This is a genomic window from Oerskovia turbata (genome assembly GCF_000718325.1).
GTDB classification, from domain to species: domain Bacteria; phylum Actinomycetota; class Actinomycetes; order Actinomycetales; family Cellulomonadaceae; genus Oerskovia; species Oerskovia turbata.
In genome coordinates, this window is the sequence record NZ_JOFV01000014.1 from 24,729 (window position 1) to 48,122 (window position 23,394).

The following is a 23,394-nucleotide window of genomic DNA, read 5'->3' on the forward strand; positions in this document are numbered from 1 at the left end:
CCTCTCGTCGACCCTCGTCCTCGGATCGGCCATGACGGTCGGGTTCGTCGGGTCCTCGATCACGCACCGGGAGCCGTGGTCGGTGCAGTACGCGGCCGACGAGCCAGCCTCGGGTGCCGCGTTCGGCGTGCAGCCGGCGGCCTACGAGCCGCCCAGCGAGGACGTCCAGCTCGACCGCGTGGTCAAGATGCTCGACCGGTCGGACGAGGCGCTCGGTGCCGACGCCGTCGTCTCGGAGACCGTCCTGCAGGCGCGCTCGGAGCTCGGGATGCTGCTCGCGACCTACCAGGCCCAGCAGGCTGCTTCCGGCGGGGGCCCGCGGGGTTCGGTCGACGCCCCCGGGCCCGTCGCGCCCGGAGCCCTGCCCGGCGAGGGGCTCGCGACGCCGCCCGCTGCCCCGGCCCCCCTCACCCCGACGACGCCCGACGCCCCCGACACCTCGGGCGGCCCCGGCGTTCCGGGAGCCGTCGAGGGGCAGACGCCGACCGAGCCGCCGACGGCCGGTACGCCGTCGACCGTCGTGCCGGCCGGGGCCGCGGCCGCCGCGAACCCGGTGGCCCCGCCCCAGACCACGCCCGACGAGGGGGCCGGGGCCGCGGACTCCCTGGCGACCGATGGTGAACCTGGCAGCGCCGCGGAGGGGACGACGACCGTACCCACGGTGCCTGCCGCTCCGGCGGGCGAGGCAGCCGACGGTGTCGACCCTGAGACGGGCCTTCCGGCGGAGCCGGCGCCCGACCCGGTGGACCCGCTGGACGACGAGTCGCCGTCGCACGAGGGACTGGTGACGATCGACGACGTCGTCGCCGCTGCGACCCAGCTCGCCGAGCTCATGGGCCCCGCGTACGCGCTCGCGGCGGTGGGCGTCGTCCCGGCGGACGGCGCGGCTCCCGCCGGCGGCACCCTGGCGGACCAGCTCGCCGCCGCCGTCGCGAAGTACGCAGACAGCACGTCCCAGTACGCCAACGGACAGCTTCCGGACTCGGTGCTGTGCCCGCTCGCCTTCGCGCCCGGGCAGAGCCTGCGCTGCGACGCCGCCGAGCAGCTCGAGGCGCTCGCTGCCGAGTACCAGAAGGCGTTCGGCAAGCCGCTGCGGATCACCGACTCGTACCGCAGCTACGAGGACCAGGTCGCCGTCAAGGCCGCGAAGCCGTTCCTGGCAGCCGTCCCCGGTACCTCTCAGCACGGGTGGGGCCTCGCGATCGACGTCGGCTCCCCGGTCTCGACCGGGGCGAGCGCCGAGTACCGGTGGATGCGCCTGCACGCCCCGGACTACGGCTGGGACAACCCCACGTGGGCACGTCCTGACGGGCGCAAGCCCGAGCCGTGGCACTTCGAGTTCTACGCGGCCGGGGCCATGCCTGACCGGTACACGCCGGGCGCCGAGGGGACGCCGACGGGGCCTCCCTCGCCGACGGCCCCCACCTCGCCGACGACTCCTCCGCCATCGCCTGCGCCGACGACCCCGGTCCCGACGCCGACCCCGACCACTCCCGTCCCGACGGAACCGGTGCCGACCCCGACGCCGACGGAACCGGTGCCGACCCCGACGCCGACGCCGACGGAACCGGTACCGACCCCGACCCCGACGCCGACGGAACCTACGCCGTCGCCGACCGAACCGACCCCGACGCCGACGCCGACGGACCCGCCGACCACCCCGGCTCCGTCGCCGACGCCCCCGGAGCCGACCGAGTCGGTGGCCCCGTCGACCTCACCGACGAACATCCCGGCGCCGACCGAGGAGTCCTAGACCGGTGACCGTCCCGCCCCTCGAACCTCCTCGACCCCGCGACCAGGTGTTCCTGCGGGTGTGCGTCGACCTCGCACGGGAGGCGCTCGATGTGGGCGACGAGCCATTCGGCTCGGTGCTCGTCGATGCCGCGGGGGAGATCCTGCGTCGGGGGCGCAACGGGGTCGGGGGCGGCGACGCGACCCAGCACCCAGAGCTCGCTCTCGCCCGCTGGGCTTCCGAGAGCCTCGACGTCGAGCAGCGTCGCACGAGCACGGTCTACACGTCGGGAGAGCACTGCCCGATGTGCAGCGCGGCTCATGCGTGGGTCGGGCGGGGGCGGATCGTGTACGCCGCGTAGACCGCCGACCGGGATCGTGGCGTCCGGGGGGCAATCGGCTCGCGGCCCGTCGGCGCGACCCCGTAGGGTGGCTCTCATGTGGATCTGAGCCTGCCCGCGAGACCCCCTTCCTCTCGCGCCCCGACGTCGCCCCGCGACACGACGTTCCCGTCGTGCCCCGGTCGGGTTCGACGTCGGCAGGCAGCCTCCGTGCCGCCGCGGCGCCCTCTTCGTCAGGTGATTCCGTGCCTCAGCCCTCTTCTGCTCTTCTCACTGCCGTCGACCTCACCCGGTCCTACGGCGACCGCACCGTCCTCGCGGGGGTGAGCCTCGCCGTCGACCCGGGTCACCGGACCGGGCTGGTGGGTGAGAACGGCGTCGGCAAGTCGACGCTCCTGCGCCTGCTCGCGGGGGTCGAGGACCCCGACTCGGGCACGGTCACGCGGCCGCCGGACCTCGGCTACCTGCACCAGGAGCTCCCGTACGGCCCGACGACGTCGGTCGGCCAGGTCGTCGAGGAGGCTCTCGCGGGGGTCCGGGAGGTCGAGCGTGACCTCGAGGCGGCGGCGCTGGCCCTCGCCGGCCCCTCCTCCGCCGACGTGTCAGAACGAGCGAGCGCCATAGGTCACGCTCGTTCTGACAACCCGCACGACGTCGACGCTCTCACCGCGGCCTACGACCTGGCCCTCGCGCGCGCCGAGCAGTCGGACGTGTGGGGGGCCGACGCCCGTGCAGCCCGTGCCCTCGCAGGCCTGGGCCTCGACGTGATCCACCGCGACCGCCTGGTCTCGCGGCTCTCGGGCGGGCAGCGCACGCGGCTGGGCCTCGCGGCGCTCCTCATCCGCCAGCCGGGCGCGCTCCTGCTCGACGAGCCGACCAACCACCTGGACGACGAGGCCGCGGAGTTCCTCGCCTCGGCCCTGCGCGCCCTGCCCGGGGCCGTGCTGCTCGCGAGCCACGACCGCGTGTTCCTCGACGAGGTCTGCACCGAGATCCTCGACCTCGACCCGTCGCAGGAGGCCAGCTCGGCGGGCCGTTCGGGCGGCACCCTGTACGCGGGCAGCTACCGCGACTACCTGCGGGCCAAGCGCGTCGAGCGCGCCCGGTGGGAGCAGCGGTTCGCGGCCGAGCAGGACGAGCTCAAGGCGCTGCGCCGGTCGGTCGCGACGACGGCCCGCAACGTCTCGCACGACCGTGAGCGCGGCAACCAGTCGAAGCTGCTCTACGACGCCAAGGGTGAGCGCGTGCAGTCGCAGGTCTCTCGGCGCGTGCGCAACGCGCAGCAGCGCCTCGACACGCTCCAGGCCGAGCAGGTGCGCAGGCCGCCCGAGCCCCTGCGGTTCGCGCCGCCGCACCTCGTGCGTGAGCGTGCGACGGGCTCGTCGCCGGGTCGCTCGGGCGGCCGGCGCGGCTCCCAGGGTGCGTCGAACGGGACCGGCGGCCTGGTGCTGTGGGCGCGTGACGTCGTCGTGCAGGGTGGGGCGACCGAGCCGGGTCCCGCCGCCCCTGGGCGCCCCCGGCTCGACCTGCGGGCGGCCGGTGTGCCGTCGATCGATCTCGCGCCGGGCGCCAAGCTGCTCGTGACGGGCGCCAACGGGTCCGGGAAGTCGACGCTGCTGCACGTGCTCGCGGGCGACCTCGCGCCGTCGTCGGGCACGGTGGGGCGCGCGCGAGGCGTCGAGGTCGCGCTGCTGGAGCAGGACGTCCGCCTGCACGACGACGCGCGCACCCCGCGCGACCTGCTCGCCCTCGTCACGGGGCAGGACCCGGCGGACCGCCCGCACGTGAACGCCCACGGCCTCGTGGCGCCCCGGGACCTGGACCGGCCGCTCGGGGTGCTGAGCGTCGGCCAGCGGCGACGGGTCGTCCTCGCGATGCTCGTGACGCAGGCCCCCGACGTGCTGCTGCTCGACGAACCGACCAACCACGTGTCGCTCACGCTCGCGGAGGAGCTCATGGCCGCGGTCGAGACGTGGCCTGGCGCCGTGGTCGTCGCCTCGCACGACCGGTGGCTGCGGCGGACCTGGAAGGGCGACGTGGTGCACCTCGGCTGAGGCGACGCGGGGTCGGTCGGCGGCGCCGTCGGCGCCCCTCAGACGGGCAGGGTGAGCTGCGCGCGGATCTCCCGCACGACCTCCTTCTGGACCTCCACGGGGGGAGCCCCGTCGGGATGCAGTCCCAGAAGCGTCGCGAGCCGGAGCTGGGCCTCCTGCAGGTCGGCCAGCCGTCGGCTCTCCGCGCGCCCGCCCGCGCGCCGGGCCGCCTTGCGCGCTGCACGGCGTCCGTGGACGGTCCGCAGGGCCTCCCTCTCGCCAGGGGTCACGACGTCGTCGGGCTGGTCGGCGAGCGCCGCCTCGAACCAGCGGTGGTCGACGTGCCGCGCGTACCGGACCACGAGCACGAACGCGAGGATCAGGACGACGTACTTGAGGACGACCGACGCGAACGCGCCGGCCTCCGACGACGGGAAGAAGACCTCGGGGGCGTTCCACGCGAAGTGCAGCACCCAGGCGAGCGCGTAGGCCACGACGGCCACGGTGACGCGCCGCACCGTGGAGACGTGGAACGCCACGAGGGCGTAGGCGATGCCGAAGCCCGCGATCGCGGTGAACATCGCGTGCCCGCCCAGGCCGACGAGCACGCGGCTCAGGCCGACCTGGAGAGCCCCCACGGCGTCGGCGTTCGGGTCCGTGATCGCGCCCTGCACGATGTAGCTGATGTTCTCGCTGACCTCGAACCCCAGGCCGACCATCGCCCCGTAGACCAGGCCGTTGAGCGGGCGGGTCACGTGCGCGCGGCCCGCGTACAGGACCAGGACCACGCCGAGGAGCTTGATGAGCTCCTCGTCGGTCGGCCCGACGACGGCGGCGGCCCAGGAGGCGAGGCCCACCCGCTCGAACACGGAGATGAGGTGGTCGTTCGCGACCACGACGAGCGTCGGCGCGACGACGAAGCCCCACGCGTAGGCCGCGACGAGCATGCCGCCCGGCTCGTCCTCGAACAGGTCGAGCCGCCGGATGATCGCCGTGAGGAGCAGCGTGACGACGGCCGCGAGCAGGATCCCGATCCCCAGGCCCTCGGGCGTGAGGAACACGTCCTGGACGGCGACCCGGAGCATCCCGACGCCGGCGACGACGAGGCACACCCCGTACAGCCACGTCGCCCACTGGTAGGGGGGGAAGAGGCCGCGCCGCCGCCGCCCGGGGGCCCTCGTGGGGAGGACCACGGGGACGTTGCGCGGGCCCTGCTCGGTCATGAGATCGTCACCGCCTCCACCAGGTCCGCCACGGCCCCGGCCTGCGCCTGGAGGTCCGACGCCGTCCCGTACGCCAGGATCGACACCCCGCCCTGGGCGTGCTGCGCCGTGACCTTGACCGAGAGCGTGGCAGCCTCGGGGCCGCCCGACCGGAAGACGCCCGAGACCTCGGCCGGGTCGCCCTCGGACACGATCTGCGCGTCGTACAGGGTCGTGCCTGTCGCCAGCTCGGCGAGCCGGGCCCGCCGCGTGAAGAACACGTTCGGGTTCTCGACGCCGGAGACGACCTCGATCTGGACCTCGACGCCCCGGCGGTCGACCGTGAGGCTGCCGCCCTCGAACGTCGACTCGCTCGCGTCGCCGGACGCGCTGATGTCGGCCGTGGTGGACCATCCCGCGGGGAACCGGATCGTCGCGGTCGAGACGCCGTCGGACACCGTGACGACCCTGCCCGCGGGGATCTCCGTCTCGGTGGGCGGGGTGCCTTCGTCGACCGCGGTCGGGACGAGCCACAGGGCGATCATCGCGAGCAGCACGACGGCCGTCGCGACGGACCCCACGCGGTCCATGCCGAAGCGCCCGCGGCGCTCGGGCCGCAGCAGCGGGGGAGGTTCGGGGCGCATCTGCTCTCCTTCGGCTCGTCCGGGTCGGACGTCACCTGATGCAAGCATCGGGACGTCAGGTCCGCGACCGGGGCGCCCGCGGACGCCGCGGGGAGGTGACGTGGACGACACGTGCTGATCCGCCCCTCACGTGGTGGGTGTGGGCGGCGATGCCTAGGGTCGAGGCATGAGCGAAGAGCGGGCACGCGCCGCACTGGAAGCGTCCGGGATCGACGTCACGATCACCCGTCACGGCCCGGTGAACTCTCTCGAGGAGGCGGCGGCGGCGCGGGGGATCGACCCGGCGAACATCGTCAAGACGCTCGTGGTGCGCCGCGGGGACGACGACTACCTGTTCGTCCTCGTCCCGGGCGACCGGACCATCTCGTGGCCCAAGCTGCGGACCTTCCTGGGCGTCTCGCGCCTGTCCATGCCGGACAAGGAGGTCGCCCGCGAGGTCACGGGGTACGAGCGAGGGACGATCACCCCGTTCGGCGCGACGACGGCCTGGCCCGTCGTCGCCGACTCCCGCGTCGTCGACCGGGAGGGGACGTCCCCGCTCGTGTCGATCGGCGGGGGTGCTTTCGGCGTCGCGGCGAGCGTCGACGGCGCGAGCCTCGCGGCGACGTTGGGCGCGCAGGTCGCGGACGTGACCGAGCCGGTCTAACCTCTCAGAGTTTGACCTTCACGGATCCCGACCGCGGGAACACCGTTCATTGCCCGATCGTTGACCAGGAGGACGGTCCGCGAGGCCACCCTCACCGACTGACGGAGCACGAGAAGAGCATGACCATCCCCAGTACGTACGACTCAGGCATCAGCTACGAGGCGACCCCCGAGGGGTCGCTCATCTCCCTGTGGGGAGAGATCGACGCAGCGCTGCGGGACCGCGCGAGCGACGCCATGGCGCAGGTGCTCACGCACCCGGGACCGGTGACGATCGACGTCGGGCGCGTGACGTTCATCGACTCGTCGGGCATCGCCTTCATCCTCCAGGTCTACATGCTGGGTTCCGAGGACGGGCGCCCCGTGGTCCTGCAGGACCCGACGACCTCGCTCGAGGACCTGCTCGACATGATCGGCATGGGCGGGACCATCCCCGTCGTGCGGACCGCGACCGCAGGGTCGTAGCCCGCAGGGCCCTCACGGCCTGCACGGGGTGACGACGAGGTCGCCCCCGGGCCTGGGGCTCCGTCGCAGGGCTGTGGGTGGCGCCCGCTACCGTTCGGGTCATGCGCATCCTGCACACCTCGGACTGGCACCTCGGTCGCACGCTGCACGGCGTCGACCTGCTGGACCACCAGGCTGCGTACCTGGACCACCTCGTGGACGTCGTCCGCTCGGAGGGGGTCGGGGCGGTCCTGGTCGCGGGCGACGTGTACGACCGCGCCATCCCGCCCGTGGACGCCGTGAACCTCCTCTCGGACACGGTCGCACGGCTCGCCGAGCACGCGGACGTCGTGCTCACGCCGGGCAACCACGACTCGGCGATCCGGCTGGGGTTCGGGGCGTCGCTCATGCGTGCGGGCGTCCACTTCCGGACGCGCGTGCCCGACGTCGGCACGCCCGTCGTCCTGGACCCCGCCTCGCGCGGTGGCTCGGGCGGGCGTGTCGCGGTGTACGCGATGCCCTACCTCGACCCGGACGCCGTGCGGTGGGAGCTCGCGGACGGGTGCGGCTGTGGTGGAGACGGCGAGGTGCCGGGCGAGCCCGGGCGAGAGCACGGGCGTGCACCCTTGCCGCGCTCGCACGAGGCTGTGACCGCGGCGGCCATGCGACGGGTCAGGACGGACGTCGCGCGCCGCCGTGAGGGTGGCGGCGCCCCGCTGCGGAACGTGGTCGTGGCGCACGCGTTCGTCGTCGGTGGGCAGGCTTCGGAGTCCGAGCGGGACATCCGGGTGGGCGGTGTCGACTCGGTCCCTGCCGGGGTGTTCGGGGGAGCGGGCGTGGACTACGTGGCACTGGGTCACCTGCATGGCCCGCAGACCGTCACGTTGCCCGGTGTTTCACGTGAAACCACAGGTCACGATCGCGACGGGACGACCACGGCCCGCTACTCCGGGTCGCCGCTCGCGTACTCGTTCTCGGAGATGCACCAGAAGAAGTCGACCGTCCTGCTGGACCTCGACGCGACCGGGGACGCCCGGACGGAGCTGCTCCCGGCGCCGGTCCCGCGCCGTCTCGCCGAGGTCACCGGGACGCTCGACGACCTCCTCGGGGCTTCCGGTGACCCGCACACCGACGACTGGCTGCGCGTGTTCGTCACTGATCCCGCCCGGCCCACCGAGATGTACGCGCGCGTCCGCGCACGGTTCCCGCACGCGCTCCAGGTCCAGCACCGCCCACCGGTGACGGCCGAGCGCGAGGTGATCTCCGTCGTCGGGCAGGGGCGCGACCCGCTCGAGGTGACCCACGAGTTCGTCCAGCACGTCACGGGGACGGGCCCCGACCAGGCCGAGAGGGCCGCGCTGCGCACCGCGCTCGAACGTGCCCTCGCGAGCGAGCGGAGCGCCTGATGCACCTGCACACCCTGACCCTCCAGGCGATCGGGCCGTTCGCCGGGCGCCACGTCATCGACTTCGCCGAGCTCGCGACCTCGGGCATCTTCCTGCTCGAGGGCCCCACGGGCGCCGGGAAGTCGACCATCATCGACGCCGTCGTCTTCGCGCTGTACGGCAAGGTCGCGTCCGAGGCCGCGAGCGAGGACCGGCTGCGCTCGGCGTACGCCGCCCCCGACGTGGAGTCGTTCGTGGACCTCGTCTTCGAGACCGGGTCCGGGGTCTACCGCGTGCGACGGACCCCCGAGTTCCAGCGCGCCAAGAAGCGCGGCACCGGGACCACGACCCAGCAGGCCGGAGTGAAGCTCTGGCGGCTCGCGGGCGCGGACCAGGCCGTCGCGGCGCCGGGGGCCGACGCCGACGACGTGCCCGGCGAGCTGCTCTCGACGCGGCTCGACGAGGCCGGGCTGGAGATCCAGCGAGCCGTCGGGCTCGACCGCCGACAGTTCGTCCAGACCATCGTCCTGCCGCAGGGCGAGTTCGCGAACTTCCTGCGTGCGGACCCCGAGCACCGTCGCAGCCTGCTCCAGAAGGTCTTCGGCACCGAGATCTACGACCGCGTCCAGACCGAGCTCGCAGCCCTGAACCGCGAGGCGCAGGGGTCCGTGTCCGCCGCGAAGGGGGCAGCGACCGGAGCCGTCGAGAACTTCGTCGGCGCTGCGGGGCTCACGAGCGAGGCCGCGGCGACCCTGCGCGAGGCCGCGCGCGACGAGACGCGCCTCGCGGGGCCGCTCGACACGGCCGAGGAGCCCGTGGGCGAGAGTGACGGTGAGGGGGACGGACACAGCGGCGGGGCTGGTGGAGCGGGCGAGGCCGGCCAGGCCGGCGCCGACACCGCCCACGTCGCGGCCGTCGCCGCCCAGGACGAGTCCGTCGCGGCTGCTGCCGCACTGCCCTCGGTCCGGACCCTCGTCCACCGGCACGTCGCGGCCATGCAGCGGACGGCCGACGAGCTCGGCGCGCGCGAGATCTCGGCCAACAGCGCGCTCGTCGCGGCCCGTGACGCCTTCGAGGCGGCGCGCACGCTCAGCGCAGCGGTCGTGCGCCGCGACGCCCTGCTCGCCGAGCAGGCGGCGCTCGACGCCGCCGCCGACCAGGTGGCCACCGACCGGGAGGTCCTCGCCGCCGCGCGGCGGGCCGCCGTCGTGGAGCCCGTGCTCGCGGGTGCGCGCCGCGCCGCGACGGAGCACGCCGCCGCGCGCGAGCGGCTCCTGCTCGCCCGCACAGGGGTGCCGGAGTCGCTAGCGACGGCCGACGTCACGGCCCTCGACGTCCTGCGATCGAGCCTCGCGGCGGCGAGCACGCGCCTCGCCCGGCTGCTGCCCGTCGGGGAGTCGTTGCCGATCCGGGAGCGCGACCTCGTCGACGGCCGCAAGGAGGTCGAGCGCGACCGCGAGGAACGCGCACGGGTCCTCGCCGACCTCGCCGCGCGCCCCGCGGGACGGGCCGAGCGGGAGTCGCGTCGCGACGAGCTCGCCGACGTCGCCGGACGGCTCGGTGAACGGCAGGAGAAGGTCCTCACGGCCGAGTCCGTGCTGCGCGCGGCCCGCCAGGCCGTCGAGACAGGTACCGCCCTCGACGCCGCCCGGGTGGGTCAGGAGCAAGCGGTCGCCGCTGCCCGCGCCGCGTCCGATGCCGAGCACGCGCTGCGCACGGCCTGGCTCGGCGGGATCGCGGGGGAGCTCGCGGAAGGCCTGGAGCCCGGGGACGCATGCCCGGTGTGCGGCGCGCACGAGCACCCCGCGCCCGCCCGGACGAGCGACGAGCACGTGAGCCGGGACGACGTCGAGACCGCGGAGGCCGCGCGCCGGAACGCGGAGGAGGTCGTCGCGGCCGCGTCCGCCGAGGTCGCCACCCTCGCCGAGCGCCTCGACGGGTTCCAGCGGGCGGCCGGAGGCGTGGGCGTCGGCCAGGCGCAGGCTGCGCTCGCCGCGGCCAAGGAGCTCGTGTCGGCATCCGCTGCGGCCGCCACCGCACGGGCCGAGGCGACCGCGGCTCTCGCGGCCTTCGACGCCGAGACCGCGCAGCTGACGACCCTGGCCTCGACCCTCGCCGAGCGGATCGCGGGCGAGAGCGCACGCCTCGACGCCCTCGCCGCGGGGATCGCGCAGGACCGCCACGACATCGTCACCGAGCTCGACGCGACCGGACCGCTCCTCGCCGACGCCGACCTCCCGGACCCGTGGGCCGACCAGGGCGCGTCCGCCAACCCCGTCGCGGTGCTCGCGGCAGCGCTGCGCGACCGCGACCTCGCCGTGAGCACCCTGCTCGACGCCGAGGCCGCCGTCGCGCGCACGTCGGCCGCGGTCGAGGCACGAGCCGCCGAGGTCGCTGCGGTCCTCGCCGAGGCCGGGTTCGACGACGAGCAGCAGGTGGTCGACGCGCTCGTGCCGGCCGAGCGACGAGAGGAGCTCGAACGCAGCCTCCGCATGGTCGACGCGGACACCGAGCGCATCAGGCGGGGCCTCGCCGAGGAGGCGATCGTCGCCCTGCCCGCGGACGTGGACGTCGACCTCGACGGGGCGCGCGACGCCGTCGGGCAGGCAGAGGACGCCGAGCGGATGGCCGCCCTCCAGGCGAACGGCGCGTCCCGGCGGGCGACCGCCGCGGCGACCGCCGCGACGGAGATCGAGTCGACCGTGGCGGCCTGGGGCCGTGCCCGCGAGGACGCGGCACCCGTCGCCCGCATGGCCGCGCTCGCCGCCGGATCCGGCGCCGACAACGCCAAGGCACTGTCCCTCGCGACGTTCGTGCTGGTCAGGCGCTTCGAGGACGTCGTCGCGGCCGCCAACGAACGGCTCCGTGAGATGTCCGACGGCCGGTACGAGCTCGAACGGTCCGACGAGAAGGAGGACGTCCGCACGCGCCGGACCGGCCTCGCGATGAAGGTCCTCGACCACCGCACCGAGCAGGCGCGCGACCCTCGCACGCTCTCGGGCGGCGAGACCTTCTACGTGTCGCTGTGCCTCGCGCTCGGCATGGCCGACGTCGTGACCGCCGAGGTCGGCGGCGTGGACCTCGGGACGCTGTTCGTCGACGAGGGCTTCGGGACGCTCGACCCCGAGACCCTCGAAGCGGTGCTCGGTGAGCTCGGCAAGCTCCGCGCGGGGGGCCGCGTCGTCGGCGTCGTGTCCCACGTCGACGCGCTCAAGGCGTCCATCGCGGAACGCGTCGAGGTGCGGCGGCTCGCGAACGGGTCGAGCACGCTCACGGTGCGGGCGTAGCACCGGCCTCCTGCTCGTCGGCGCAGGGCGTCAGCGGGCGAGTTCTCGTGCCCTCAGCAGCACCGCGTCGAGCATCTCGGGCGTCAGCCGACCCGTGAACGTGTTCTGCTGGCTCACGTGGAAGCAGCCCAACAGGGTCAGGCTGCGCCCGTCGGGGTGCGCGAGGCGCACCTCGGCCCCGTGACCGAACACCGGCCGCGGCCGCGGCACCGCCCACCCCTGGTCGGTCAGCGTCGCGAGCAGCGCCTGCCAGCCGAACGCCCCGAGCACCACCGCGACGCGTGGGCCGACGAGCTCGAGCTCGCGCCCCAGGTACGGCGCGCACGTGCGACGCTCGGTCGGGGTCGGCTTGTTCGCGGGTGGGGCGCAGCGCACCGGAGCCGTGACGCGGATACCGGTCAGCACGAGCCCGTCGTCCGCGCCCACCGACGTCGGCTGGTTCGCGAACCCCGTGCGGGACATCGACGCGAACAGGAAGTCCCCCGACCGGTCGCCCGTGAACATGCGTCCCGTGCGGTTCGCGCCGTGCGCGGCAGGCGCCAGCCCGACGACCAGGACCGCGGCCCGCTCGTCGCCGAACCCCGGCACGGGCCGCGCCCAGTAGGTCTCGTCACGGAACGAGGCCCGCTTCTCCGCCGCGACCCGTTCGCGCCACGCGACCAGGCGCGGGCAGGCCCTGCACCCGACGAGCACCTCGTCGAGCGCCGCGACGCTCCCGGCGGGACGGACCTGGAGGGGGTACGTGGCGTCGTCGGGCCCGACGACGGCGCTCACCTCACGCGGCACGTCACCTCCCGAGAACCTCGCCCGACCGTTGCCGTCACGCCTGCGGGACGATCTGCTGCAACGCCCACGTGTTGCCGTCGGGGTCCGCGAAGTACGTGAACCGGCCCCACGGCAGGTCCTCGACGGGAGGGGCGTCGACGCCGCGGTCGAGGAGGTGCTGACGGGCCTCGTCGGCGTCGGGCACGACGATCTGCAGGCCGCGCTGCGCGCCCGACGGCATGTCGGTCATGTTGACGTCGAGCACGATCGAGCAGGCGGAACCCGGTGGGGTGAGCTGCACGAACCGCAGCTCGTCGTTGACGGGGATGTCGTGGTCGGCGTCAAACCCGACCTGGTCGACGTAGAACGCCTTGGCCCGGTCGATGTCCGACACGGGCACGGGGATGAGCTCGAGCTTCCAGTCCATGGTCGTCGCTCCTGCTGATCGGCTGGTGACCTGCACGGCCCGCCGGGGGGGCGGGCAGATCTCCACCGTACGAAGAGAAGCGGCCAACCGCTGACCGGGACTCCCCGCGGCACCCCCGTCGGTGCCGAACATGCGGTGGGTGTCGGAATCCGGGGGAATCCGGACGCCGACCGCATGCTCGGCAGACGCCGACCGCATGCTCGGCGAGCCATGATCGGGACGACCAACCCCGCAGGTCACAGATGTGCAACGGCCAGGCATCGTCCAGATTCGGCACCTAGTGTGGGCGGATGAAGCGATGGTGGTGGGTGGTCGGTGGGCTCGTCGCCCTGGTGCTCTTGCTCGTGGTGGTCGACCGGGTCACGGTGCGCATCGCCGAGGCGACCGCGGTGCGGTCCATGGAGCAGGGGGACGTCGAGCTGACCGACGCGAACCTCGACATCCGGGGCTTCCCGTTCCTGACCCAGGTCTCAGGTGGCGAGCTGGACCACGTCACGGGGTCCGCCGCGACGGCGACGTTCGGCGGGTACACCGTGACCGACCTGCATCTCGACGCCCACGGCGTCTCCACGAGCGACCCCTACGTCGTGCGGTCGGGAACCGCGACGGGCCTTCTCGCGCCCTCGTCGCTCGACGCGGTCGTGAGCGAGGCGGCCGGCGACCAGGTCACGTTCAGCACCGCGGGGGACCTGCTCGTCGCGAGCATGGACGTCCTGGGGGTGCCGCTTTCCGCGAGGCTCGCGCCGCGCGTCGACGGGAGCGCGATCGCGGTCGACGTCTCCGCGCTCACCCTGGGCCCCGCGACCATCACGATCTCGGACCTCCCGGCGCCCATCGCGATGCTCGTGACGAACCTGACGGTCCCGCTCGACCTCCCGCCCGGGGTGAGCCTGACGTCGGTCGGGGTGACCGACGGGGCGATCCGGGTCGAGCTGTCCGGGAAGGACGTCGCGCTCGCGGACCTCGCGGTGTCGTGAGCGGGCGCCGGACCGAGGCGGGCCGGGCGGCTCTACCGACCCGCCCGACCCACCTCGGGTGCGACCCCCTACGCGTACGCGCCCGCCTGGAGGCCGAACAGCTCCGCGTACAGGTCGCCGCGCGCCATGAGGGCCGCGTGGTCGCCGTGCTCGCGGACCTTCCCGGCGTCGAGCACCACGATCTGGTCCGCGTCCCGCACGGTCGAGAACCGGTGCGACACGAAGCACGTGATCGCGCCCCCGGCCCGCCCGGCCTCGTCGGCCGTCGCGACGAACCGCTCGAACAGCGCGTGCTCGGCCGCGGCGTCGAGCGCTGCGGCGGGCTCGTCGAGGACGAGCAGCAGCGGCTCGCGGCGCAGGAGCGTGCGCCCGAGCCCGAGGGTCTGCCACTGGCCGCCCGACAGCTCGACACCGTTCCCGTACCCGTGCCCCAGGAGCTGGTCGAGACCGCCCGGCTGCTTCTCGACGATGCTGCGACCGCGCGCCCGGTCGAGCGCGGCCCACAGGTCCTCGTCGACGTCGAGCGACGCGAGCCGCCCCACGCCCACGTTCTCGCGGATCGTGAGCTCGAACCGTGCGAAGTCCTGGAACAGGGTCGCGGTGCGCGCCTGCCACTCGGCGTCGTCGAGGTCGCGCAGGTCGACGCCGTCGACGAGGATCCGCCCCGACGTCGGCCGGTAGAGCCCGCACAGCAGCTTGACGAGCGTGCTCTTGCCCGCGCCGTTGTCGCCCACGACCGCGAGGGTCGACCCCGCGGGCACGTCGAGGCTCACGCCGTCGAGGATGACGCGGTCCGTGTCGGGGTACGTGAACGTCACGTCCTCGAACCGGATGCCGCGCGTGAGCCTCGCCGGGACACCGCCCGAGCCCGCGGGTTCACCCACGGGCACGGTCACGGTGCCCGACGACGCGGTCACCGGGTCCTCGCCGACCAGGGCGCCGGACGCACCCTGGTGCGCGGCGCCGTCGGGCACGGGCTGTCCAGGTCCCGCCGCCGAGGCAGGTCGCGCGACCGCCGCACGCAGCTCCTCGACGTGCGTCACCGTGCGCCCGACCCCCTGCAAGGTACCGAGCAGTGCGAGCGCGCCCGAGACCTGGACGCTCACCTGGACCGCGAGCGTGATGACCAGGACGACCTGACCCACGTTCGCGGACCCCGTGACGGCCTGGCGCACGACGAGGAACACCGCGACGCCGTACGCGCACGCGAACCACGCCTGCCCGGCCGCGCGCAGCAGGGCGCTGCGACGGTGCGCCGACCACACGCGGGCCGTCGTCGCCGACCACGCCGCACGCTGGCGCGCGACGATCGGGGCCTGCGCGCCGAACAGGCGCACCTCCTTGGCGGAGCTGCCCGTGGTCGCGAGCGAGACGAGGTGCGTCGAGAGCTGGATCTCGTGCGCGGACGCGTCGCGTGCGGAGTCGAGCACCTTCTGCGCCGTGTTGTTGAGGAGGACGGGCGGCAGCGCGGCGAGCGGCAGCAGCAGCAGCCACGGCTCGACCATCGCCAGGATGACGGTCGTGATCGTGACCTGGAGCAGGAGCCCGCTGAGCTGGAGCGTCGCCTCGAGCGCGGACCGCACCCGCTGCAGCCCCTCGGTGACCAGGGTCAGGAGCTCGGCGAACCGCGGCCGGTCGAACTGGTCGATCTGCGGGTTGCCGTGCGCGAGCCTCGTGACCTCGTCGGTCAGCTCGAGCTGCTGCAGGTCCGCGAGCTCGAAGTAGTACAGGTGCGCGAAGTGGCCCATCATGAGCTCGAAGATCAGCAGGACCGCGACGCACACGCCCAGGCTGACCGCGAGGCTCGTCCGCTGGTCGAGCGCGGCGTTGGTCAGCGCGCCGAGCGCGACGCCCACGAGCGGCCCGGCGAGGTAGCCGATCGTCATGAGGATCGCCGCCGTGAGCAGGCGGCGCCTGTCCGTGCGGTAGCCCAGGACGAGGAAGAAGCGTGCGGCTCCGAGCATGGTCCTCACGATGCGGTCTCCTTCTCTGCGGTGGAGCGGCTGGGGTCGTCGGTCTCGGCCGACGTGGTCGCGCCCACGGACGCCGTGTCGCGGAACCGTTGCGCCTGGAGCTCGAACAGGTCGGCGTACCGGCCTCCGAGGGCGACGAGCTCGACGTGGTCGCCGCACTCGACGACGCGGCCGTGCTCGATGACCGCGATCCGGTCCGCGTGGCGGACCGTCGAGAAGCGGTGCGAGATGACGACGCTCGTGATGTCCTCCGCGGTCGCGAGGAAGCGGTCGAAGAACTCCGCCTCGGCACGCACGTCGAGCTGCGCCGTCGGCTCGTCGAGGACCAGGACGGACGAGCCGCCCTGGATCGCGAGGAGCGCCCGGGCGAGCGCGACCCGCTGCCACTGCCCGCCCGACAGGTCGCGCCCGCCGGGGTAGCGGCGCGACAGCGTGGTGTTGAGCCCCTCCGGCAGGCCGCTCAGGGCGTCGAGCGCCCCGGCCCGGCGGGCCGCGGCCGTGATGGCGTCACGGTCGTCGAGCAGCGCAGGCGCACCCAGGCCGATGTTCTCCGCGGCCGTGAGCTCGTAGCGCACGTAGTCCTGGAAGATCAGCGCGAGCTGCCGCTGCCAGTCCTGCGTGTCGAGGTCGCGCAGGTCGACGCCGTCGACCAGGATCCGGCCCTCGACCGGTGCGTAGAGCCCGGCGAGGAGCTTGACGAGCGTGGTCTTGCCTGCGCCGTTGAGCCCCACGATCGCGGTGGAGCGCCCGGCACCGAGCTCGAGGTCGAGACCGTCGAGCACCCACGGGGCGTCGTCGGCGTAGCGGAAGCGCACGCCTTCGAAGCGGATGCCCTGCTCGGGGCGCCGCACGGCGACGGGGGCCGCCGGGCGCACCGGGCGTGCCGACGCGATCTGCTGCTCGAACGTCCGCAGTGCGTGGAACGAGTGCAGGCCGAACTGGGTCTGCACGTCGGCCTCGGGGAAGTACACGCCGAACCGCATGGGGATCAGCACGGCCTGGATCGCGACCCCGAGCTGGAACAGGTTCAGCCGGCCGGCCGCGGCGGCGTCGGCCAGGAGCGCGAGGACCACGGCACCACCCACGAGGCCCACGCACGAGAGCCCGATGATCGGCCAGAACTGGAGCTTGCGGCTCCCCGCCCAGGCGGGCTCGTAGGCGGCCATGGTGTCCGCACGCAGGCGGGCCCGCACCCACGGGAGCAGTCCCAGCAGGCGGATCTCCTTGGCCGCCCGGGCGCTCGTGGCGAGGTCCCGCAGGTAGAAGACCCTGCGGCGCGATCCCGACAGCGCGTCCCACATGTCGGCGAACTTCCCGAGGGTCCCGCGCACCCCGAACCGCATCGAGAGCCCGGTCGCCAGGATCACGACCCCTGCGAGGGGAGAGATGACGACGCCCACCAGCACGATCGCGCCGAGCAGCTGGACGTAGCGCGACAGGAGGGAGAGCAGCGCGGCGGCCGCGTCGCCCGGCGGGCGGGCCTGACGCGCGAACGCGGCACGCGCCTCGGCCAGCAGGTCGAGGGCCTCGGGGCTCTCGAGCGCGTCCAGCGGTGCGTCGTGCAGCGCGGCGCTCATGAGCCGGTCGATGCAGTGCTCGTCGACGCGGCGCGCGATGACCTCGGTGACGCCCGCCTGGAAGGGCGCGAGGACCTGCTGGACCACGAACACGCCGACCGCGAGGGCGAGCGTCGTGAGCAGGTCGGACCATCCGGGAGACGCTCCTGCGGAGGCCGAGCCGGCGGAGGCCGCGACCTGCGGGACGAGGTACAGGACGTAGCCGATGAGGACGATGAACGCGAGCGGCAGCAGCCCCAGGAGGACGTTGAGCAGCGCGGCCGCGGCGACGAGCGGCCTGCCGGCCTGCGGCAGGAGCTGCGCGAGGTCGATCCAGCGCGAGGCACGGGCGGCGAGCACGGCCTTCAGCGAGCTCGTGCGGGGGAGGGGCGCTGCGGCGTCGGGATCGTGCGCGGGCGGGTCGTCGGTCATCGGTGCCTCCGGTCGGTGGGACGTGTCGATGCGAAGGAAGGGGCGCGGGCTGCGCGGGGCGCGGACGGCCACCGCCGGTGGCGGCCGTCTGTCGGGTGCGCGCCGACAGTAGCGCAGGTGGTTGGTGAGGGGCGCTTCCTTTTCGGAGCGCGGTCTGCTGAGGGGCCTGGGCGGGCGAGGTGCCGAACCGAAACCCCTCCGTGACGCGAGCGAGACGTATCACCCCTAGAGTGGCGCGCCTCGACGTACCCACCCGATCGGAGCTCTCATGCGCAAGATGCCACTCCTCGTCGCGGTCACGGCCGCGGCGGCCCTGGCCCTCACGGCCTGCACGGACGCCTCGCAGCCTGCCGACTCCTCGCCTGCCGCAGGATCGGGCGCGACGGCTGCGGTGACCCCCTTCGATCTCACGTCGGTGCAGAAGGACGACGCCGCGGCGGCGTTGCTGCCGGCCGAGATCGCGAGCGCGGGCAGGCTCGTCGTCGCGTCGAACACCGAGTACGCGCCGGCGGAGTTCATCGCGGCCGACGGCTCGACGCCGGTCGGGTACGACATCGACATCATCTCGGCCGTGGGCGCGGTCCTGGGGCTCGAGGTCGTCGTCGAGTCGGCGGACTTCCCCGGCATCATCCCGGCGCTGGGGACCAAGTACGACGTCGGGATCTCGTCGTTCACGATCACGGCCGAGCGCATGGCCGAGGCCAACATGATCAGCTACTTCAACGCGGGCGAGGCGTTCTCGGTGCAGAAGGGCAACCCGAAGGACGTCGACCCGACGAACATCTGCGGGCTGACCGTCGCGGTCCAGACGGGCACGGTCGAGGACGAGGGCGCAGCCGAGATCAGCACGACCTGCGAGGAGGACGGCGAGGCGCCGCTCCAGATCCTGCGCTACGACAACCAGGCCGACGCGACGACCAACCTCGTCGGCGGCAAGGCCGACATCATGTACGCGGACTCGCCCATCGTGTCGTACGCGATCGAGCAGACGAAGGGCCAGATCGAGCAGATCGGCGAGGTCTTCGACTCGGCGCCCCAGGGCATCGTGACCGCCAAGGCCGACACCGAGCTCGCGGCCGCGATCCAGGCGGCCCTCACGGTCCTCATGGAGGACGGCACGTTCACCGACATCCTGGCCTCGTGGGGCAACGAGGAGGGCGCTCTCGACGAGGCCGTGGTCAACCCGCCGGCATCCTGACACGGGGCAGGACGGCGGCCCGCGGCGGACGGCGGGGGCCGCCGTTTTGCCAGTCCGGCCGCCCGCGCGGGAAACTGGGAGGGCAACGGTGCGGCGCCGCTCCGTGCTGCCCGCGTTGCGCGGTGCACGACCCACCCCCCTGAGGCCGGCGCCGGAGATCACCACCACGAAACGAGAGACCCCCCATGCGCAGGCTGCCCGTCCTCACCGCCCTCACCGCCGTCGCCGCGACCCTCGCGCTCACGGCGTGCACCGACGCCTCCTCGGGCTCCGGTGCCTCGCCCACCGAGGGCGGCTCGTCCGCCGAGGCGTTCGACCCGTCGACCATCGCCAAGGACGAGACGATCGCCGCGATGCTCCCGGCCGACGTGGCCGAGGCCGGCACCCTGACGGTCGGCACCAACGCGACGTACGCCCCGGCCGAGTTCATCGGCGACGACGGCAAGACCATCGTCGGGTACGACGTCGACCTCGCCACGGCGATCGGGGCGGTCCTGGGCCTCGACGTCGAGGTCGCCAACGCCGACTTCGCGTCGATCATCCCGGCGATCGGCAGCAAGTACGACATCGGCGTCTCGGGCTTCACGATCACCCCGGAGCGCATGGCCGAGGTCAACATGGTCAGCTACTTCCGCGCGGGCGAGGCGTTCGCCGTGGCCAAGGGCAACCCGAAGGACGTCGACCCGTCCGACGTGTGCGGCCTGAGCGTCGCCGTCCAGACCGGCACGGTCCAGGACGACGCGCTCGACGGGCTGATGGCGGACTGCGAGGCCGCGGGCAAGGCGGACATCACGCCGCTGCGCTACGCGGGCCAGGCCGACGTCACGACGAACCTGGTCGGCGGCAAGGCCGACGTCATGTACGCGGACTCGCAGGTCGTCGCGTACGCCGTGACGCAGACCGGCGGCCAGATCGAGCAGCTCGGCGACATCTTCGCCGACTCGCTGCACGGCATCGCGATCGCCAAGGACGACACCGCGCTCGCGCAGGCCGTCCAGGCCGCGGTGCAGAAGCTCATCGACGACAGCGACTACACGACCATCCTCGACGCCTGGGGCAACACCTCCGGTGCGGTGACCACGGCCGAGCTCAACCCCGTGGTCTCCTGAGCTGATCCCCTGACAGAACAGAGGTAGCCATGGCCCCGCCGCCCAGCACCCCGACTCCCGACGGTTCCCCGAGCGGTGGCTCTGCGAGCCACCGCTCGGCGACCAAGCCCGCAGACCGGATACCGGACCGCATCCACGCGGTCCCGGTGCCGCGGCCGGGGCGATGGGCGGCGGCCGTGGTCCTCCTGGTCCTCGCGGCCATGGCCGTGCACGGCCTGGTCACGAACGAGAAGTTCCGGTGGGACGTCGTCTGGCTCTACCTGCGGGACGTGCAGATCATGCGCGGCGTCGGGTGGACGCTCATCCTGACGTTCTCCTCGATGGCGATCGCGGTCGTGCTCGCGGTGATCCTGGCGATCATGCGACGCTCGGACAACCCGGTCATGCGCGCGACGAGCTGGTTCTACATCTGGTTCTTCCGCGGCACCCCGATCTACACGCAGCTCGTGTTCTGGGGCCTCATCTCGGTCCTGTACCCCAAGCTCAGCCTGGGGATCCCGTTCGGTCCCGAGTGGTTCGTGTTCGACACCGCGGACCTCTTCACGGCCGCGCGCGCCGCGATCCTGGGCCTGGCGCTCAACGAGGCCGCGTACCTCGCGGAGATCGTCCGCGCGGGCCTCGGCTCGGTGGACCCGGGCCAGGCCGAGGCCGCCAAGGCCCTGGGCATGAAGGACGGCAAGATCCTGCGGCGCATCATCCTGCCGCAGGCCATGCGCGTGATCGTGCCGCCGACGGGCAACGAGACGATCTCCATGCTCAAGACCACGTCGCTGGTCCTCGCGGTGCCGTTCAGCCTGGACCTGACGTTCGCGTCCAACGCGATCGCAAACCGCATCTTCCTCCCGATCCCGCTGCTCATGGTCGCGGCGATCTGGTACCTGCTGATCACGAGCATCCTCATGGTCGGCCAGCACTTCATCGAGCAGTACTACGGGCGCGGTTTCGGCACGTCGACGGGCTCGTCGCGTCGTCGCAAGCCGGGCAAGGGCCCGAAGAAGCCGAGCAAGCAGGAGGCGATAGCGGCGTCGGGCACGACCGCGAACGCCGACCCCTTCCTGGAGGTGACCCCGTGACCGCGGACGCACTCGACCGCCCGTCCGGCGCTGCAGCCGGGGCGGCAGGCCCGACGGCGCCGCTCGCCGACGCGTCCGTCGCGCCCATGGTGGAGATCGCCGGGGTGCACAAGGCCTTCGGGGACGTGCACGTCCTCAAGGGCGTCGACCTCGAGGTGCCGCGCGGCTCGGTGTGCGTCGTGCTGGGCCCGTCGGGCTCGGGCAAGTCGACGCTGCTGCGCTGCGTCAACGAGCTCGAGGACCTCACGGCGGGGCGCATCTACGTCGACGGCGACCTCATCGGCTATCGCGAGATCGAGAAGAACGGCAAGAAGCGGCTGCACCGGCTGCACCCCAAGGTCGTCGCGGAGCAGCGGTCGCGCATCGGCATGGTGTTCCAGCGCTTCAACCTGTTCCCGCACATGACGGCGCTGCAGAACGTCATGGAGGCGCCGGTCCAGGTCCGGGGGCTGTCGCGGGCGCAGGCCCGGGCACGAGCCGTGGAGCTGCTCGAACGGGTCGGCCTCGCGGACCGCATGGACCACTACCCGGCCCAGCTCTCGGGCGGCCAGCAGCAGCGCGTCGCGATCGCGCGGGCGCTCGCGATGGACCCCGAGCTCATGCTGTTCGACGAGCCCACGTCGGCGCTCGACCCCGAGCTCGTGGGCGAGGTCCTCGCAGTCATGCGCGACCTCGCCGAGAGCGGCATGACGATGATCGTCGTGACCCACGAGATCGGCTTCGCGCGCGAGGTCGGCGACCACGTCGTGTTCATGGACGACGGCGTGATCGTCGAGCAGGGCGACCCCCGCGAGGTGCTCACGAACCCGCGCGAGGAGCGGACCCGGGAGTTCCTGGCGCACGTGCTGTAGGCGCGACGGCGCGTGCGCGTGCCGCTCGTTCTGAGACGACTGCGGCCCCTGGATCTCCGGATCCAGGGGCCGCGGCTCGTTTCTCGGGGTGCGCGGCACCTTCGGGGGTGTGGGGCGACACCGTCGGCGGGTCCGGACGTCACCCTCGGCGGGGCGGGACGTCACCCTCGGCGGGGCGGGACGTCACCCTCGGCGGGTCGGGGCGTCACCGTCGGCGTCAGCGTTCGCAGGCGACGCCGTTGCCGTCCCAGTCGAGCGCCGGGTTGAAGCCGGCGTCGCCCTGCTTGAGCGGGGCCTTGCCGTCGCGCTTCGCGGCCTCGCACGTCAGGTAGATGCCGTTGACCTTGCCGTCCTGCCAGCCGCCGCCGTCGTTCCCCGCCTCGGACTCCTTCTCCGCGATCGCCGCCTCGCGCTCGTCGAGGGCGATCTGCCGCTCGTCGAGCTCGGTCTCGCGCGCGGAGACCGCGGTCTCCCGGGCGGCGACCGCCTCGGTCGAGGCCGCGATGCCTGCGAGCTGGGTGTCGAGGTCGGCGCGCTCGGCGTCGAGCTTGGCCCGTTCGGCCGCCATCTGCTCGGTCGTCTGCGCTGCGGCTGCGGTGGCGTCGCCGGCCTCCGACTGCGCCTTGAGCGTCACGCCAAGCCCCAGGATGAGCCCGACGGCGACACCACCGACACCGATGCCCAGCGGCAGGAGCCAGCGCAGGTACGAGCGCTCCTCCCGGGGCTCGTCGTCCGCCGAGAAGATCGCGAGCGGGCCGTGCGCCGACGCGGCAGGGCCGGCCGAGGGCGCGGGGAGCGGGACGGCGGGACCGGTCGCGTGCCCGGCGGTGCCGGTGCCCCCAGCCGCCCCGGGGGCACCGCTGACGACCGGCAGGACCATGGTCGACGACGGCGACTCGGCCGGTGCGCCGCCGTCGCTGCCCACGTCGCGCAGCGAGCGGCGCGTCGGCCCGGACGGTGGGCCCGCCGGTGACGGTTCCGAGGGGGGCGCGGCCCCGTGCCCCGACGTCACCGGGACGATCGCGGTCGGGAAGTGGAGAGGGATGCCGCCGCCCGGCGTCTGCCGCGACCACGCTTCGGCCCCTGCGGTGGGCGGTGAGGGGGCGGGTGCGGGCGGGGGCGTCGGTGCCGCCTCGACCCAGAAGACCCAGCCCGCGGGTGCGGCCGGCCAGGCCGGGTCCGGGTGCCAGTCCGACGACGGGGAGAAGCCGGGAGGTACCAACCAGCCGGGCGGCGGATTGAACTGTACGGCCATGGGAGCTCTCCTTCGACGGTTCCTGCGCGCTCACTATGCTGCAGAACCGCCCGGATGTGCCAATTC

18 protein-coding genes and 1 pseudogene are annotated in these 23,394 nt (G+C 73.6%); 12 read left to right on the top strand and 7 right to left on the bottom strand.

Translation table 11 applies throughout. From position 1 onward, the window contains the following. Window positions 1–31: 31 nt before the first annotated feature. The 3 genes and pseudogenes from IE95_RS20890 (at window position 32) to IE95_RS0114685 (ending at window position 4,126) form a co-directional block, all read left to right on the top strand. The gene (locus IE95_RS20890) at window positions 32–1,753 is read left to right on the top strand and encodes a D-alanyl-D-alanine carboxypeptidase family protein (protein WP_206053345.1); all 1,722 of its coding nucleotides are present in this window, start codon (window positions 32–34) and stop codon (window positions 1,751–1,753) included. A 4-nt stretch (window positions 1,754–1,757) separates the two neighbouring features. Continuing rightward, a pseudogene (locus IE95_RS0114680) lies at window positions 1,758–2,090 on the top strand (nucleoside deaminase); the annotation flags it as partial. A gap of 227 nt (window positions 2,091–2,317) precedes the next feature. Further along, the gene (locus IE95_RS0114685) at window positions 2,318–4,126 is read left to right on the top strand and encodes an ABC-F family ATP-binding cassette domain-containing protein (protein ID WP_030152370.1); all 1,809 of its coding nucleotides are present in this window, start codon (window positions 2,318–2,320) and stop codon (window positions 4,124–4,126) included. Between the two features lie 38 nt (window positions 4,127–4,164). Here the strand turns inward: IE95_RS0114685 and IE95_RS0114690 are convergent, their stop codons facing one another. Further along, entirely contained in the window at window positions 4,165–5,328 is a 1,164-nt protein-coding gene (locus tag IE95_RS0114690) for a PrsW family intramembrane metalloprotease (RefSeq protein WP_030152371.1), read from the bottom strand. Continuing rightward, entirely contained in the window at window positions 5,325–5,951 is a 627-nt protein-coding gene (locus IE95_RS20500) for a hypothetical protein (protein ID WP_030152372.1), read from the bottom strand. Before IE95_RS20500 ends, IE95_RS0114690 begins: the two co-directional genes overlap by 4 nt. A gap of 166 nt (window positions 5,952–6,117) precedes the next feature. On the opposite strand from IE95_RS20500, the gene IE95_RS0114700 reads away from it, so the two are divergent. The 4 genes from IE95_RS0114700 to IE95_RS0114715 all read left to right on the top strand — a co-directional run bounded on the left by IE95_RS0114700 (window position 6,118) and on the right by IE95_RS0114715 (window position 11,712). Next, window positions 6,118–6,597, top strand: coding sequence for an aminoacyl-tRNA deacylase (locus IE95_RS0114700; protein WP_030152373.1), 480 nt, complete (start codon window positions 6,118–6,120; stop codon window positions 6,595–6,597). 119 nt (window positions 6,598–6,716) lie between these two features. Next, the gene (locus IE95_RS0114705; protein WP_030152374.1) at window positions 6,717–7,061 is read left to right on the top strand and encodes an STAS domain-containing protein; all 345 of its coding nucleotides are present in this window, start codon (window positions 6,717–6,719) and stop codon (window positions 7,059–7,061) included. A gap of 101 nt (window positions 7,062–7,162) precedes the next feature. Next, window positions 7,163–8,446 carry an exonuclease SbcCD subunit D gene (locus IE95_RS0114710; RefSeq protein ID WP_030152375.1) on the top strand — a complete coding sequence of 428 codons (1,284 nt, stop codon included), beginning with the start codon at window positions 7,163–7,165 and terminating at the stop codon, window positions 8,444–8,446. Continuing rightward, on the top strand, window positions 8,446–11,712 hold the full coding sequence (locus tag IE95_RS0114715; RefSeq protein WP_030152376.1) for an AAA family ATPase: 3,267 nt from the start codon (window positions 8,446–8,448) through the stop codon (window positions 11,710–11,712). Before IE95_RS0114710 ends, IE95_RS0114715 begins: the two co-directional genes overlap by 1 nt. 30 nt (window positions 11,713–11,742) lie before the next feature. Here the strand turns inward: IE95_RS0114715 and IE95_RS0114720 are convergent, their stop codons facing one another. Beyond that, the gene (locus tag IE95_RS0114720; protein WP_206053344.1) at window positions 11,743–12,498 is read right to left on the bottom strand and encodes a uracil-DNA glycosylase; all 756 of its coding nucleotides are present in this window, start codon (window positions 12,496–12,498) and stop codon (window positions 11,743–11,745) included. Window positions 12,499–12,532: 34 nt separating this feature from the next. Beyond that, the gene (locus tag IE95_RS0114725; protein WP_030152378.1) at window positions 12,533–12,904 is read right to left on the bottom strand and encodes a VOC family protein; all 372 of its coding nucleotides are present in this window, start codon (window positions 12,902–12,904) and stop codon (window positions 12,533–12,535) included. A gap of 290 nt (window positions 12,905–13,194) precedes the next feature. Here IE95_RS0114725 and IE95_RS0114730 point away from each other — a divergent pair, with 290 nt between their 5' ends. Further along, the gene (locus IE95_RS0114730; RefSeq protein WP_030152379.1) at window positions 13,195–13,881 is read left to right on the top strand and encodes an LmeA family phospholipid-binding protein; all 687 of its coding nucleotides are present in this window, start codon (window positions 13,195–13,197) and stop codon (window positions 13,879–13,881) included. Between the two features lie 68 nt (window positions 13,882–13,949). Here IE95_RS0114730 and IE95_RS0114735 read toward each other — a convergent pair whose 3' ends face one another. Together IE95_RS0114735 and IE95_RS0114740 are read right to left on the bottom strand one after the other, a co-directional pair. Continuing rightward, window positions 13,950–15,845 (bottom strand): ABC transporter ATP-binding protein, encoded by a 1,896-nt coding sequence (locus IE95_RS0114735; protein ID WP_051703169.1) that lies wholly within the window; start codon window positions 15,843–15,845, stop codon window positions 13,950–13,952. Window positions 15,846–15,850: 5 nt separating this feature from the next. Beyond that, entirely contained in the window at window positions 15,851–17,842 is a 1,992-nt protein-coding gene (locus tag IE95_RS0114740) for an ABC transporter ATP-binding protein (RefSeq protein ID WP_084690312.1), read from the bottom strand. Window positions 17,843–18,110: 268 nt separating this feature from the next. Here IE95_RS0114740 and IE95_RS0114745 point away from each other — a divergent pair, with 268 nt between their 5' ends. The 4 genes from IE95_RS0114745 to IE95_RS0114760 all read left to right on the top strand — a co-directional run bounded on the left by IE95_RS0114745 (window position 18,111) and on the right by IE95_RS0114760 (window position 22,073). Then, window positions 18,111–19,040, top strand: a complete 930-nt coding sequence (locus tag IE95_RS0114745) for an ABC transporter substrate-binding protein (protein WP_030152382.1) — start codon at window positions 18,111–18,113, stop codon at window positions 19,038–19,040. Window positions 19,041–19,225: 185 nt separating this feature from the next. Then, entirely contained in the window at window positions 19,226–20,149 is a 924-nt protein-coding gene (locus IE95_RS0114750) for an ABC transporter substrate-binding protein (RefSeq protein WP_030152383.1), read from the top strand. Window positions 20,150–20,178: 29 nt separating this feature from the next. Then, window positions 20,179–21,222 carry an amino acid ABC transporter permease gene (locus IE95_RS0114755; protein ID WP_084690313.1) on the top strand — a complete coding sequence of 348 codons (1,044 nt, stop codon included), beginning with the start codon at window positions 20,179–20,181 and terminating at the stop codon, window positions 21,220–21,222. An 86-nt stretch (window positions 21,223–21,308) separates the two neighbouring features. After that, window positions 21,309–22,073, top strand: a complete 765-nt coding sequence (locus IE95_RS0114760; RefSeq protein WP_030152385.1) for an amino acid ABC transporter ATP-binding protein — start codon at window positions 21,309–21,311, stop codon at window positions 22,071–22,073. Window positions 22,074–22,290: 217 nt separating this feature from the next. Here the strand turns inward: IE95_RS0114760 and IE95_RS21130 are convergent, their stop codons facing one another. Next, complete coding sequence (locus IE95_RS21130; protein ID WP_030152386.1) at window positions 22,291–23,328, bottom strand: excalibur calcium-binding domain-containing protein; 1,038 nt, start codon at window positions 23,326–23,328, stop codon at window positions 22,291–22,293. Between the last annotated feature and the right edge of the window lie 66 nt (window positions 23,329–23,394).